This is a genomic window from Streptomyces sp. 8N114 (assembly GCF_052245835.1).
Taxonomy (GTDB): Bacteria; Actinomycetota; Actinomycetes; order Streptomycetales; family Streptomycetaceae; genus Streptomyces.
On record NZ_JBQQBT010000003.1, the window covers coordinates 204,413 to 217,666 of the forward strand.

Annotated in this window: 8 protein-coding genes and 2 pseudogenes; 7 read left to right on the forward strand and 3 right to left on the reverse strand. The window is 68.0% G+C overall.

Annotated elements, in window-relative coordinates; genetic code table 11:
• Positions 1-619: 619 nt before the first annotated feature.
• The 3 genes from ACTWQF_RS09045 (at position 620) to ACTWQF_RS09055 (ending at position 6,513) form a co-directional block, all read left to right on the forward strand.
• A complete protein-coding gene (locus ACTWQF_RS09045; protein WP_443278668.1) occupies positions 620-2,554 on the forward strand; it encodes an alpha-L-fucosidase in 1,935 nt (644 codons plus the stop codon).
• A gap of 213 nt (positions 2,555-2,767) precedes the next feature.
• The gene (locus ACTWQF_RS09050; protein ID WP_443278669.1) at positions 2,768-4,606 is read left to right on the forward strand and encodes an alpha-L-fucosidase; all 1,839 of its coding nucleotides are present in this window, start codon (positions 2,768-2,770) and stop codon (positions 4,604-4,606) included.
• Positions 4,607-4,701: 95 nt separating this feature from the next.
• Positions 4,702-6,513 carry an alpha-L-fucosidase gene (locus ACTWQF_RS09055; RefSeq protein ID WP_443278670.1) on the forward strand — a complete coding sequence of 604 codons (1,812 nt, stop codon included), beginning with the start codon at positions 4,702-4,704 and terminating at the stop codon, positions 6,511-6,513.
• Between the two features lie 395 nt (positions 6,514-6,908).
• Here the strand turns inward: ACTWQF_RS09055 and ACTWQF_RS09060 are convergent, their stop codons facing one another.
• Entirely contained in the window at positions 6,909-7,469 is a 561-nt protein-coding gene (locus ACTWQF_RS09060; RefSeq protein ID WP_443278671.1) for a TetR/AcrR family transcriptional regulator, read from the reverse strand.
• A gap of 115 nt (positions 7,470-7,584) precedes the next feature.
• Between ACTWQF_RS09060 and ACTWQF_RS09065 the strand changes: the two genes are divergently transcribed.
• Positions 7,585-8,271, forward strand: coding sequence for an SDR family oxidoreductase (locus tag ACTWQF_RS09065; RefSeq protein ID WP_443278672.1), 687 nt, complete (start codon positions 7,585-7,587; stop codon positions 8,269-8,271).
• 112 nt (positions 8,272-8,383) lie between these two features.
• Here ACTWQF_RS09065 and ACTWQF_RS09070 read toward each other — a convergent pair whose 3' ends face one another.
• Complete coding sequence (locus ACTWQF_RS09070; protein WP_443278673.1) at positions 8,384-9,949, reverse strand: carboxylesterase/lipase family protein; 1,566 nt, start codon at positions 9,947-9,949, stop codon at positions 8,384-8,386.
• Positions 9,950-10,083: 134 nt separating this feature from the next.
• Between ACTWQF_RS09070 and ACTWQF_RS09075 the strand changes: the two genes are divergently transcribed.
• The gene (locus ACTWQF_RS09075) at positions 10,084-10,668 is read left to right on the forward strand and encodes a TetR/AcrR family transcriptional regulator (protein ID WP_443278674.1); all 585 of its coding nucleotides are present in this window, start codon (positions 10,084-10,086) and stop codon (positions 10,666-10,668) included.
• Positions 10,669-10,813: 145 nt separating this feature from the next.
• Positions 10,814-11,675, forward strand: a pseudogene (locus ACTWQF_RS09080) (SpoIIE family protein phosphatase); the annotation flags it as partial.
• An 18-nt stretch (positions 11,676-11,693) separates the two neighbouring features.
• Here the strand turns inward: ACTWQF_RS09080 and ACTWQF_RS09085 are convergent.
• A pseudogene (locus tag ACTWQF_RS09085) lies at positions 11,694-12,136 on the reverse strand (transposase); the annotation flags it as partial.
• 189 nt (positions 12,137-12,325) lie between these two features.
• Here ACTWQF_RS09085 and ACTWQF_RS09090 point away from each other — a divergent pair.
• On the forward strand, positions 12,326-13,168 hold the full coding sequence (locus ACTWQF_RS09090; RefSeq protein ID WP_443278675.1) for a MurR/RpiR family transcriptional regulator: 843 nt from the start codon (positions 12,326-12,328) through the stop codon (positions 13,166-13,168).
• Positions 13,169-13,254 lie beyond the last annotated feature (86 nt).

A 13,254-nucleotide genomic window follows, 5' to 3' on the forward strand; every position in this document is an offset into this window, starting at 1 on the left:
CGTGCAGGTGGTCCACCGACGTCGCGCGGGCACAACGGCCTCGAATGGCGGAGCCGGTGAGCGCCAGAAGAGCGCTACTGAGCACCAGGTGTCCCCGCGAGAGGAGTGGCAGGCGGCAGGCGGCAGGCGGCAGGCGGCAGGCGGCAGCCCGGCATGTCGAGCCCCGCGCACGGGCGCATACCGATCAGGGCCGGCGCGTCGGTCGCCGGCCGGCGAGGCGGCTCATTGTTGGATCGTGTGCGGCTCTGTTGGGGGACCGTAGGGGTGAAGCGCGTAGCCGTCAACGGTTCCGAGGCGACCGGCAGTTGCGGGGAGACGGAGCGATGAGCACTCTTTGCACGTCCACCGCAGAGCGCAGGACATCAGATCACTTGTGAACGACGTCGAAGGCCCCGGTGGGTAACCGGGTAATTAGCACCGGATTTTGTCTTCCCTCTGGACGGGGGCGGCGCGATGCCCGTTAATACATCTGATGACTCTTCGGCGGAGCGCGCGTCTCATGCGGCTCTCCCAGCGCCCCGCCCCTCGTGGGTTCCCCCACCCGATCTGTTGGTCACCGGGCCGCAGTCAGAGCACCCCTCCCGCGCTGTGTCCCGAAAATCAAACAGGAGCGACCACGATGACCGAGCACATGACGCGCAGAAGAGTGCTGGCCGGTATGGCTGCCATGACGGCCGCCGCCAGTGTCACGCCGACGTTGGCGACACCCGCGTTCGCGGCCACTCAGCCGTTGCCGCTCCTGCCACCGCGTGTTCCCCAAGGGGACATGGGCATCGAGCAGCAGCCCGACGAGAAGATCCAGTGGATGCAGGACGCCAAGCTCGGCATGTTCATCCACTGGGGCGTCTACGCCGGCCCGGCCAAAGGCGAGTGGCACATGGAGAACGACGCCATCACGCCGGACAACTACAAGAAGTACCTCACCGACGCATCGGATACGCAGTTCACCGCGAGCGCCTACAACCCGGCCGACTGGGCGCAGTTGGCCAAGGACATGGGCGCCGCGTACTCGGTGCTGACCACCCGCCACCACGACGGCTTGGCCCTGTGGCCGACCGGCCACCCCAATGCCTGGCACTCCGGACAGGAGCCGCTCAAGCGGGACTTCATCGACGAGTACGTCAAGGCCGTCCGCAACGCCGGCCTCAAGGTCGGCCTGTACTACTCCCCGATCAACTGGCGCTACCCCGGCTACTACGACTGGAACGGCACCGGTGCGGTGGAGAACGCGTGGGGCTACACCACAGACCCCGCGCACAAGGAGAACGCGCGGGTCATGAAGAACGAGGTGTACCAGTCCGTCCGGGAGCTGGTCACCAAGTACGGCAAGATCGACGACATCTGGTGGGACGGCGGCTGGCTCGGCCAGCAGGGCACCGACCGGGACTCCGCCTTCTTCTGGGAGCCCGGCAAGCTGCGCGACACGTCCAACGACTGGAAGGTCGACGCCGCCTACAGCGAGACCGACCCCGCGACCGGCCGTCCCCTCGGCCTGATGGGCATGGTCCGCAAGCACCAGCCCGACATCATCGTCAACACGCGATCCAGCTGGATGGGCGACTACACCAGCTACCCCAGGGACGAGGGGCCCGGCGTCCCCTCCGGCGCCGTCCGGACCACCGAGCTGTCGGAAAAGGCGTTCACCCTCGGCGGCAGTTGGGGCTACTCCGGTGACGAAGCGATGGACTTCGGCCAGGCCGTCAACATCCTGGTGAACTGCTGGGTGCGGAACATGACGTGCCTCGTCAATGTCGGACCGGACCGCACCGGGAAGGTACCTGACTCCCAGGTGGCCCTGGCCCGCAAGATCGGTTCCTTCATGGACACCTACGGCAAGGCCGTCTACGGCACCCGCGGCGGGCCCTGGAACCCGGAGGACGGCAAGTACGGCTTCACCCACAAGGAGAACACCTTCTACATCCACCTGCTGCCCGGCTACAGCGGCACCGAGTTCATCACCCCCTCGACCGGTGACGCGAAAGTGAAGCGGGTCTTTGATGTGGCATCGGGCGGCGATCTGCGGTTCAGCGTCGACGGGGACGGCCAGGTGAAGATCACCGGCATCGACCGCGGCCGCACCCCCGAGGACAGCGTGGTGGGAGTCGAGCTGGACCGCTCCGTGCAGCCCGCCAACATTGCTGTCGGGGCGAAGGCGACGGCCAGCAGCGAGGAAATCAACCACGGCAACACCGCGGCGAAGGCCGTCGACGGATCGACGGCGACCCGCTGGGCCGCGGCCAACGGCAGCTCCGGGCAGTGGCTCACGGTGGACCTCGGCGCGCCGAAGTCCCTGACCGGAACGCGCATCGTCTGGGAACTCGACAAGAAGAACTACCGCTACAAGATCGAGGGCTCCCACGACAACGCCAACTGGAGCACTCTGGCCGATCTGACCGGCACCGACAGCACGAGGCAGGTGCAGACCGCCCAGTTCAAGGCGCAAGCCCGGTACGTGCGGGTGACGGTCACCGGGCCCTCGGGCACCTGGGCCTCCATCCGCAGCTTGGAAGTCTACGACCGGCCCTTCAGTACCAGCCTGGCCGCAGCGCCCTGAGGAGGGCATCGGGCCCCTGCCGACCCTGATCGACGGCCTCGCGTGGGACGTGCTGTCGATCGACAGCTGTCAGGTGCACGCCAGTCCGTCGGAGGAATCCGGCATCCGAATATCCACCGCCGCTGCGGCGCACGTCGTGGCTGAGAGGCCCGGAGGGACGGGCCTGTCACCGTGCGCGCGCCGCGGACAGCAGAAGAGGAGAGGTACACGACCATGTTTTCCACAAGAGGCAGAGCGATCGCGCTGACCGTCGCACTCGCCACCGGTTCGCTGGCGCTCGTCCCGGCAACGGCGTCGTCCGCCGAGCCGAGGCGGGGAGCGGCAGCTGCCGCCGAGCCCGGCCCGGGGACGAACTACGCGACGGACGACCCCTTCACCTCCGAGCGCACTTCGTGGTTCCGCGATGACAGGTTCGGCATGTTCGTCCACTTCGGCGCCTACTCGAACCTCGAAGGCGAATACAAGCGCCCCGACGGGACGGTGTGCCGGAACGCGGAGTGGATCATGCGCGAGTGCAAGATCCCGAAGGACGAGTACGAGAAGCAGGCCGCGACCTTCGATCCGAAGGACTTCGACGCCAAGGCCCTCGTCGCGGCGGCCAAGAGCGCCGGCCAGAAGTACATCGTCATCACCGCCAAGCACCACGACGGCTACGCGATGTGGCCGACCAAGCAGAACAACTGGAACCTGCGGGACCACTCGTCCTTCGACAAGAACCGCGACATCCTCGCCGAACTGAAGAAGGCCGCCGACGCCGAAGGGATCAAGCTGGGCCTCTACTACTCGATCTGGGACTGGCACGACCCCGACTTCCCGAACGCCGACACGTTCCCGCAGTACAAGAAGCGGATGCACGCGCAGCTCAAGGAGCTGATCGACAACTACGACCCGGACCTGCTGTGGTTCGACGGCGAGTGGGACACGGACAACCCCACCAACCGGTGGTCCGCACGCGACGGCGAGGAGCTGGAGTCCTACCTGCGCGGCCTGAGCCCGGACCTGGTCATCAACAACCGGGTCGGCAAGCGGCGGGTGGCCGACGGCGACTACGGCACACCGGAGCAGGAGATCCCCGAGGCGCCCGTGGACGGACAGCTCTGGGAGAGCTGCATGACCATCAACGGCAGCTGGGGCTACGCGCGCTGGGACGACAAGTGGAAGTCGGGCACCGAGCTGACCCGCAACTTGCTGAACACCACGAGCCGGAGCGGCAACTACCTGCTCAACGTCGGCCCCGACAAGCTCGGACGCGTACCCGCCAAGGCCACCGACGCGCTGAAGGCGATGGGCGACTGGCAGAACCACGCCGGGCAGGGGGCAGCGGTCTCCAAGGCCGGCTTCCCCGGCGTCGTATCCGAGCCGGACTGGGGTGTGGTCAGCCGGTCGGGCAACGACCTGTACGCCTCGGTCTACAAGTGGCCCGGGGCGGGCAAGCCGCTGCATCTCACCGCCAGGACACCGTTCAAGGTCGACAGCGCGCGCGTGCTCGGCAGCGATCAGAAGGTCAAGGTCACCAAGTCGGGTGACGGATACGACATCACCCCGTCCGGCAATGCCACGAACTCGGCCGCCACGGTGATCAAGCTGTCGATCACCCCGGCCTCTCCCACGGCCGAGGGGAGCGGCACCGGCCTGAAGGCCGAGATCTTCGACAACGACCAGCTGTCGGGGAGCCCGAAGGTCACGCGCACCGACCCGACCATCAACAACGCCTGGCGCTTCCGTGGCTCGCCTGCCGAGAACATCCCCACGGACCACTTCAGCACCCGGTGGACCGGCACGATCGAGCCGCGCTACAGCGAGAAGTACCAGTTCACGACCGTCTCGGACGACACCGCGCGGGTCTGGATCGACGGGAAGCTCGTCATCGACAACACGACCCCGCACAACCAGGCGGTCGACAAGGCCGCCGTCGACCTTCAGGCGGGCAAGAAGTACGCCATCAAGGTCGAGCACACCGAGCAGACCGGCGAGGCATACATGAAGCTGCTCTGGTCCAGCCCCAATACGCCCCAGCAGATCGTTCCGAAGAGCCAGCTCTCCCCGAACTGACAGGCGCCGCCCGGCACCCCCCACCGTATGAAGGGGCCCGAACCGACCGGCCCGCGCCCTGACCGTTCACCCCCACACCAATAGGAGAAAGGCTCATGTCCAGACTCACAGGTGGTACGCCCCAAGCCCGTCGTCGGAGGGTCGGGCGGACCGCGACCGCCGCGCTTGTCGTTCTCGCCGCGTGCGGCAGCGGCGTACTGCCCGCGGGCTCGTCGGCCGCGCAGGAGAACCACGCGGCGCGTGCGGCCGATCCGGGGAATCCCGTTGTCACCATCGACGACTCGGACTCACCGGAGCAGATCCGCGAGAAGGCAGCGAAGGTGACGCCGACGTCGCGGCAACTGGCGTGGCAGTACGAGGAGTTGACCGGGTTCGTCCACTTCGGGCCGAACACCTTCACTGGAAGGGAATGGGGCTCAGGAGCCGAGGACCCGGACGTCTTCAATCCTTCCAGCCTCGACACCGATCAGTGGGCGCGCACGTTCAAGGAAGCGGGATTCAAGAAGGTCATCCTCACCGCCAAGCACCATGACGGGATGCTGCTGTATCCCTCGGCTCACTCCAGCCACGGGGTGGCCTCCAGCTCCTGGAGAAACGGCCAGGGCGACGTCCTCAAGGAGTTCGCCGACTCCGCGCGCGAGGCCGGTCTCAAGGTCGGTGTCTACGTTTCGCCGGCCGACGGTGCGGAGCTGCCGCACAAGCGGTGGAAGGAGAAGTGGGTCCCGGACATCGTCAAGAAGCACGACGCGGGACAGCCCCTGTCCACGGTTGAGCAGTCGACCTATGACGACCGCGACCGGACTCCCGGCGGCCAGGGCAGGTACGGCAACGGCAGCGAGAAGAAGACCACGACAATCCCGAGCAACGGCGGCTCAGGCCCGAAGTTCACCTTCGAGGCCGACGACTACAACCGCTACTACATGAACACCCTGTATGAGGTGCTCACCAAGTACGGCAAGTTCGACGAGGTGTGGTTGGACGGAGCCAACCCGTGGAAGGACGCGGGTCTCGACCAGAGCTACAACTTCACCGACTGGTTCAAGATGGTCCGCACGCTCCAGCCGTCGGCCGCCGTCTTCGGCGGCCCGGACATCCGCTGGGTCGGCAACGAGGACGGGCTCACTACGCGTCCCAGCGAGTGGAGCGTCGTCCCGCAGACCGGTAAAGCCGATCCGGACGGCGAACGCAACCCGACGTACGGCTATCAGGACGACAACATCGCCGGCGACGACAAGCTGACCACGGATTCGGACTACCTGGCCTGGCACCCGGCCGAATGCGACGGGAGGCTGCAGGAGGATCGCGGCGACACCAACAAGAAGTACTGGTTCTGGAACAAGGACGTGCAGCCGAGTTCCCTGGCCACTCTGCAGAACATGTACCGCAATTCGGTGGGCAAGAACTGCCAGCTCCTGCTGAACGTCGCTCCGGACAACCGCGGCAAGGTCCCGGAAGCGGAGGAGAAGCGGATGCAGGAGTTCGGCGGGTGGATTCGCTCCACCTTCGACACGGACCTTGCCAAGGGCGCGACCGCCGCCGACGACACAGGCACCTCGCACACCGCCGGGAACGACCCGGGCAATGTGCTGGACAACACCGATGACACCGCGTGGCAGCCCACGGGCACCACCGGAAACCTCGTCCTGGACCTCGGCTCCCAGAAGACCTTCAACACGGTGAACCTTAAGGAGAACATCAAGGTGGGTCAGCGCACGTCGGGCTTCGCCGTCGATGTCTGGGACGGCACGTCCTGGAAGGAGGCCGGCAACGCCACCACGATCGGCTACCGCCGCATCCTGAAGCTGTCGGAATCAGTCACCACTGGCAAGATTCGGCTGCGGGTCACCTCGTCCCGGGCCCTTCCCCCGGCGATCGCCACTGTCAGCCTCCACAACGATCACTCGTAGCCCAGCACTTCGGCATCGGTGTGAACGGCCGCGTCGTATCAAGTCGTTTCAAGGCTTCGGAAAGCCGAGGGACGGCGCGGCCGTTGCCCGCTCTCCGTCGGTCCACCGACCCCGCTCGCTCGGCGTCCCCGCCGACGACCGCGCGCACACGGTCCCGGTGAGTGCCACCAACCCGACGGACGCCGTCCGCGATCCCCGGCGGCTGCGCGCACTCCTGACGGATACAGGCCCTCAGCTTCGCGGCCGTGGGCCCAGGCTCACATGTCGTCAAGGCTCCGCGTCAGGAGGACGGGGCGAGGACGCAGTGGGCGAGGACGCGGAACTCGTGTCCGGGAGGGCGAAGGCTGAGCCGGCACACCGTGCGTGGGAGACGGGCAAACGGATGGTCCTCCGGATCAGCCGGTTTCCGTCAAGGCTGCGCGTACGGTGGTGAGGATCTCCGTCGAGAGCGGGGAGTCCTTGGTGGCGCGAGCCAGGACGAGGGCTCCGAGCATGGTGCACAGCCGGACGGTGCCGTCCTGGTCCTCGGTGGCGAGCGCTTCGGCGAAGGCGCGCACACCCTCGGCGTAGACGCGGTGGGCCTCGTGATGACTGCTTTCCCGCGCCATGTCGGCGGCGAGCCCGGCGGCGGGGCAGCCGTCCGCCGCGTTGTCGCGGTGTTCCAAGGAGAGATACGTGCCGATCAGCTCCCGCTGCGCGGCCTCGCGTTGCCCCGCGTGCCGCTCGATCCCGGACCTGTGGAGCTGGGCGAGTTCGGCGAAGGCGTGCGCGGTGGCCTCGTCGACGAGTGCCTCCTTGGAGGCGAACTGCTTGTAGAAGCCGCCGTGGGTCAGGCCCGCCGCCTTCATCAGGTCGGCGACGCTGACGTGGGTGCCCTGCTCGCGGAAGAGCCGGGAGGCGGTCTGCACCACCCGCTCGCGGTTCTTCTGTGCCTGTGTCTGTGATGCGCGACCCATCGGTCACCTCCTGTTGGATGTCAGGCGTCATCTATCCTATAGTGAATTTAGATTGCATACGTAATCTAATGGTTCGCGGCCCGGCCGCCGGGCGCCAGCAGTGCAGGGAGCAGACATGGAACTCAAGAACGCGGTCGCCGTGGTCACCGGGGCCAACCGGGGGCTGGGACGGCAGCTGGCCACCCAGCTTCTGGACCGCGGGGCCACGGTCTACGCGGCGGCCCGCCGACCCGAGAGCGTGGACCTGGCCGGTGTCACCCCGCTTCGCCTGGACGTGACCGACGAGGAATCGATCCGGGCGGCGGCGCGCATCGCCTCGGACGCGACGCTGCTGGTGAACAACGCGGGGATCTCCACCGGCACCCCGTTGCTCGCCGGCGACCCGGCCGCGGTGCGCCTGGAGATGGCGACCAATTTCTTCGGGCCGCTCGCCGTGACCCGGGCCTTCGCACCGGTTATCGAGGGCAACGGCGGCGGCGCCGTCCTCAACGTCCTGTCCGTGCTGTCCTGGCTGCACCCCGCCGGCGTCGGGGCCTACGCGGCAGCCAAGGCCGCCGCCTGGGCGCTGACCGGCGCCGTCCGCGAGGAACTGGCGCCCCGCGGCATCACCGTCTCGGCACTGCACGTCGGATACATGGACACAGACATGGCCAGTGTCATTCCGGCCGATCAGAAGGCCGACCCCGCCGACGTGGCCGCCCAGGCCCTGGACGGCATCCAGCAGGGTCTGCCCGAGATCCTCGCCGACGACGTCACTCGGCTCGTCAAGCAGGGCCTGGCCCTGGCGCCGAACGCGGCGTGAGTACGAGACCCACGAGACGGAGACGACGATGAGAGCCTTCGTGGTCGAGCGCTACAGGGCAGAGAACGCCCTGCCTTTCCAACGCCGCGTTCGCTGCAGCCAGCCGTCGGGTTCAGCGGCTGCCGGTGTTCCAGAAACGGTAGTGATGGTCTTTGAGGAAGTCGGCGCGCTTCCAGGTGCCTCTGGTCAGTGACTGTACGTGCCAGCCGGTCCGGCCCTGGCTGTCGGTCAGACGGGGCCAGGCCGTCTCCCCGGCGCCGTTGGGGTCGCCGGTGGCGGCGAAGCGCCTCCAGGCCCCGATCATCCGGTTGCCCAGGGCCGCCTGGCCGTCCGACAGCCTCTCGAACAGCGCCAGATCGAACAGGTACGGCAGCTCGGCCATGTGCTGGGCCGCGGGCGGGAAGCTCGGGGTGGCGGTGTCCTTGAACCAGGGGGTCTTCTGGTCGGCGAACTCGTACATGCGGGTGGGTGTCCAGCGCGACAGAACCCTGGCTGTGTTCAGGGTGGGCACTGACCAGATGGCGTCGGTCTTGACCTTGGCCAGCGTCCGGCCCGCTGAGCTGCCCAGCGGATACCGCCGCAGGACGGCGTCGGCTCGCCGGCCGAACTCCTGCCGGACGGCCGGTTCGTAGGCGTTGGCCGGCATCGGCTTGTGGGTCGCCAGTTCCTGACCGAGGATCATGCCGTTCTCCTCGTCGTGGTTGACGCCGACGAGAACTGGGACGCGGTTGATACGGCCCTTGCGCAGCGCCTGGTCGACCGGAAGAGGCAGGCTGCGCGTGCCGCTGACGGGGCGCGGCTCCCGATGGGTGCCGTAGGCGGCCAGCAGGTCCTCGATCGGGAGCTTGCGCAGGCAGTCGGCCACGTCGGAGACGGTGGCACAGCGGGTCTTGCCGATGACCTTGTTGCTTTCGGCCCGTGCCTCGGCCCGGGTGCGGGATGCACCGCCGGGAGCGCCACAGGGCGCGCTCTGGATGATCGCCCGCTGGAAGAGCCCCTTCGAGGCCGGTGAGGCCAGATGCCCGCATACGGAGTATCCGCCGCCGGATTCGCCCATGAGCGTCACGTTGGAGGCGTCTCCGCCGAACCTGGCGATGTTCTGGCGCACCCAGCGCAGTGCGGCCCGCTGGTCTTCCTGTGCCAGGCCGCCGGAATCCGGGAGGCCGGGATGGGTGAGGAAGCTGGTGGCGCCGAGCCGGTAGTTCATCGATACGACGATCGCGCCGTCGGCCGCGAGCCTGTCGGGGCCGTAGAGATGACCCATCCCGAACATCATGCTGCCGCCGTGGACCCACACGATCACCGGCCGCTTCCCGCTCTTGCCCACGGGGGTGGTGACGTTCAGGTTGAGGCAGTCCTCGTCGGTGCTGGGCTTGCCGATGGGCAGACCGGCGGGCTGCGCGCACCACTTGCCGGGCTTGGTGGTGTCACGCACCCCGCGCCACCGGTCGGCCGGGCGGGGCGCGGCGAAACGGGCGGCCTTGGCATACGGGATGCCCTGGAAGGACCGCACACGGGAGCCGACTGTCCCACGCACGACTCCGCCCGAGGTGTGCACGAGAGAGGGATCGCGGGCCGTTGACGGGTCAGGGGCCGTCAAGGCGGAAGACGCCTGGACGACCAGTCCGGATGTGGCAAGCAGGGCGATACCGAGGCCCGCCAACGCGACTTTCTTCATGGTTCGCTCCCATGCCGGTCGAGTAGTGGCAAGACCGTAACCACGATTTGAACGATCGTGCAATGCGTCCGTGCAATGCGTTCGTGCAAAACGATCGCATGACTCGCTCGCGCAAACCGATGTACGCTCCCGGCATGGGAAACCGCGAGGACCTCCTGGCCGGCGCCAAGCGCTGTCTGCGGGAGAAGGGATACGACCGCACCAGCGTCCGGGACATCGCCACCGCGGCAGGCGTGAGCACCGCCGCGATCGGTTACCACTACGGCTCCCGCGAGACGCTGCTGACGCAGGCGCTGTACGAGCTGCTGGACGAATGGGGGGACAGTCTCGGCCGAGCTCTGGCGCCCGAGGGCGGCCACGACGCGGCGGCGGGCTTCGCGCGCATGTGGGAGTCCCTCGTCGAGCAGTTCCGCACGCACCCGGACCTGTGGACGGCCACTGTTGAGCTCTTTCTACAGGCTCAGCGTCAACCCGACATTCGTCCTCGGCTGGCCGACGGCGTCTCACAGGGCTGGCGCGGGATGGCCGCGATCCTGCAGAGCACGCCGGAAGAGGCGGTATCCGACCACTCCGCCCGCACCCTGGGAATGATCCAGGCGGCGCTCATGTCGGGTGTGATGTTCCAGAGCCTCAGCGACCCGGCCAACGCGCCCACGGCCGACGAGGTCCTCGAAGGCATCCGGGAGTTGGCGCGATACGCGAAGCCCGCAACCCCCTGACGGGCATTCTTCTTCTGGTATGTGCGTCGGCACCACGTGCACGGATGCCGGCGTTGCGGGGACGTGGTAAGAGCGAAGCGCCGCGCCGAACGAGCCCGCCTCTCCGGGCCGTTGCGGGGCACGAAGCTGTTGGCGGCGGGGGAGTGATGAGCTGGTTGACCCAATCGACCAGGACCAAACAGCCGAGCAGTCACGCCGTGGCCGGCGCCACCTGCCTGTACGCGATTTACGACCCGGTCAGTGGGCACTGCACCCTGGCCCGCGCTGGCCACCCCCACCCGCCCGTCGGGTGCCCCGACGGCACCGCGGATTTCCCCGACGTGCCTGCCTATCCGCCCCGGGGAGCGGCCTCCCGATCGAAACCGCCGAACTCCACCTGCTCGAAGGCTCCCGCATCGTCCTCTACACCGACGGACTCATTGAGAACCGCCACCACGACCTCGATACCGGCCTCGGTATCCTGCGCACTGCCCTGACCGGACGACCGAGCCTCTCCCCCGGAGGAGACCTGCGGGACATCCTCGACGCGAGGCTTCCCGAATGCCCCAGCGACGACATCGCCCTGCTGGTGGCCCGCAGTGCGACTGTTGGCCCCCGGGGAGGTCGCCCAGTGGGACGTCCCGTCCGACCCCGCAGCGGTCGCCTCCATCCGCACCCAGTGCACCCGTCGGCTGGAGGCCTGGGGACTTGAGGAGATTGTTTTTCCCGCCGAGCTGATCACCAACGTTATCCGCCACGGCACCCAGCCCATCAAGGTGCGGATGCTGCGTCACCTCAACCTGATCTGCGAGGTCTCCGACGGCTCCAGCACCCCCACACCTGTGCCGGGCAGCCACCACCGACGAGGGCGGCCGCGGCATGTTCCTCGTCGCCCAGCGCGCCGAACGCTGGGGCACCCGCTACACCCCCGCGGCAACATCATCTGGACCGAACACGCGCTCCACCACGGAGCCACCGAACCGGGGACCGACCTGGCCGACGTCCTCCATGACCAATGGGGTGAATGATCGTACGCCTGGCTCCGACTAACGGAAGGCCAGGGGGCTGCGAGCGAGGAGCATGCAGTGAGCCAGTTGCAGGAAGGCGTCGTGCACGTCGTCCGGCGCCTCCGAGCGGACGCGCAAGCGGCGTGGCCAGTGGAGGTGGGCGATGGCGGATTCGGCGACCCACCGCACGCGTTCCAGACCCGAGCCGTGCTGCTGTCGGCGACGCGTGATCTTCGGGGTGATGTTCCGCGCCGGCAGGCGACGGCGGTTGATGTCGTGGCCACGGTCGATGTAGAGGGCTCGGAGATTGTGCCGAGGCCGTCCGCTCGGCCGTGGACGGAAGGAACGGAGTCGACGAGTGGTAGCAGCTGGGTGACGTCGTTGCGGTGGCCGCCTGTCAACGACACTCGCAGCGGAATACCAGTGCCGGCGGAGCCGGGGCTTCGCCCTTGGACACCGGCGGTGCCGGAGCCTCGCCCTTTGTCGTACGGCGCGAAGGGGCCTGGGGGCCCGGTAGTCCGCCGGGCGTGTGGAACGATCGTCGCGTTAAGCAGTGCGGAGAGGGGAAATCCATGGCTGGCCGGGCCGGAGAGCACAGTGATGATTCGAACCGCCCCGGGGGCGCGCAGCCAGTGAGCGGTGCGGAGGAGCCTTCTGGACTGGGAGTCACCGTGGCCGAGCGGCTGCGCCGCGTTCAGGGTGGCCTGTCCCGGGCCGAGATGAAGATTGCCCGGGAGTTGACGGCCAATTACCCGGCCGCCGGGCTGGACTCCGCGTCGGGGCTGGCCTCACAAGCGGGGGTCAGCGCACCCACCGTCGTGCGTTTTGTCGCACGGCTCGGGTTCGAGGGCTACCGGCAGTTCCAGCAATCGTTGCGCGAGGAGGTGCAGGCGCGCCAGGCGTCGCCACTGACCCTGGCGCCGGTGATCGGCGCCGACTCGCCGACGTCCGAGCTGGTGGAAGCAGCACGGCGGGTGGGCATCGCCGCGCTGGGGCAGACGTTCACGGCCTTGCCCGAGCAGGAGTTCGACCGTGCGGTGGGTCTGATCTGCGATCCGGGCAAGCGGATCGTATGCTTCGGCGGGCGATTCTCCCAGCTCCTGGCCGAATATCTGGATCTGCACCTCCGGTTGTTGCGCCCTGGCACGGTCGTGCACACCCCCTCCCCGGGGCGGGACGCGGGATTCCGGGTCGATGTGGGCCGGCGGGACGTGTGCGTGGTCTTCGATTTCCGCCGCTATCAGGACGACATCGTGGAGTTGGCCCGGCACACCCGTGAGCGGGGGGCGAAGGTCGTGCTGTTCACTGATCCGTGGCTGTCGCCCGTGGCCGAGTTCGCCGACGTGGTGCTCCCCGCGCGGGTCGAGGCGCCCAGTCCGTTCGACAGCATCGTGGCCCCCCTGGCGCTGGTCGAGACCCTGGTCGCCGCCGTGCACGCGCGCCTGGGCACGGCGGCCGAAGAGCGGCTGCGAGCGGCGGAGGACACGTGGCGGGGCGGGAGCGGTGCCGTCTGAAAAATTTGTTTCAGCTCCACCATTGACGCGCAGCTTGTAATGAATATTTCATGAGGGTTCCCCGGGCCCCATCCACGCGGCCCCCT

Bases quoted from the DNA above. Each gene is read 5' to 3' on its own strand.
- ACTWQF_RS09045 (WP_443278668.1), top strand. From the start codon at position 620: ATGACCGAGCACATGACGCGCAGAAGAGTGCTGGCCGGTATGGCTGCC.
- ACTWQF_RS09050 (WP_443278669.1), top strand. From the start codon at position 2,768: ATGTTTTCCACAAGAGGCAGAGCGATCGCGCTGACCGTCGCACTCGCC.
- ACTWQF_RS09055 (WP_443278670.1), top strand. From the start codon at position 4,702: ATGTCCAGACTCACAGGTGGTACGCCCCAAGCCCGTCGTCGGAGGGTC.
- ACTWQF_RS09060 (WP_443278671.1), bottom strand. From the start codon at position 7,469: ATGGGTCGCGCATCACAGACACAGGCACAGAAGAACCGCGAGCGGGTG.
- ACTWQF_RS09065 (WP_443278672.1), top strand. From the start codon at position 7,585: ATGGAACTCAAGAACGCGGTCGCCGTGGTCACCGGGGCCAACCGGGGG.
- ACTWQF_RS09070 (WP_443278673.1), bottom strand. From the start codon at position 9,949: ATGAAGAAAGTCGCGTTGGCGGGCCTCGGTATCGCCCTGCTTGCCACA.
- ACTWQF_RS09075 (WP_443278674.1), top strand. From the start codon at position 10,084: ATGGGAAACCGCGAGGACCTCCTGGCCGGCGCCAAGCGCTGTCTGCGG.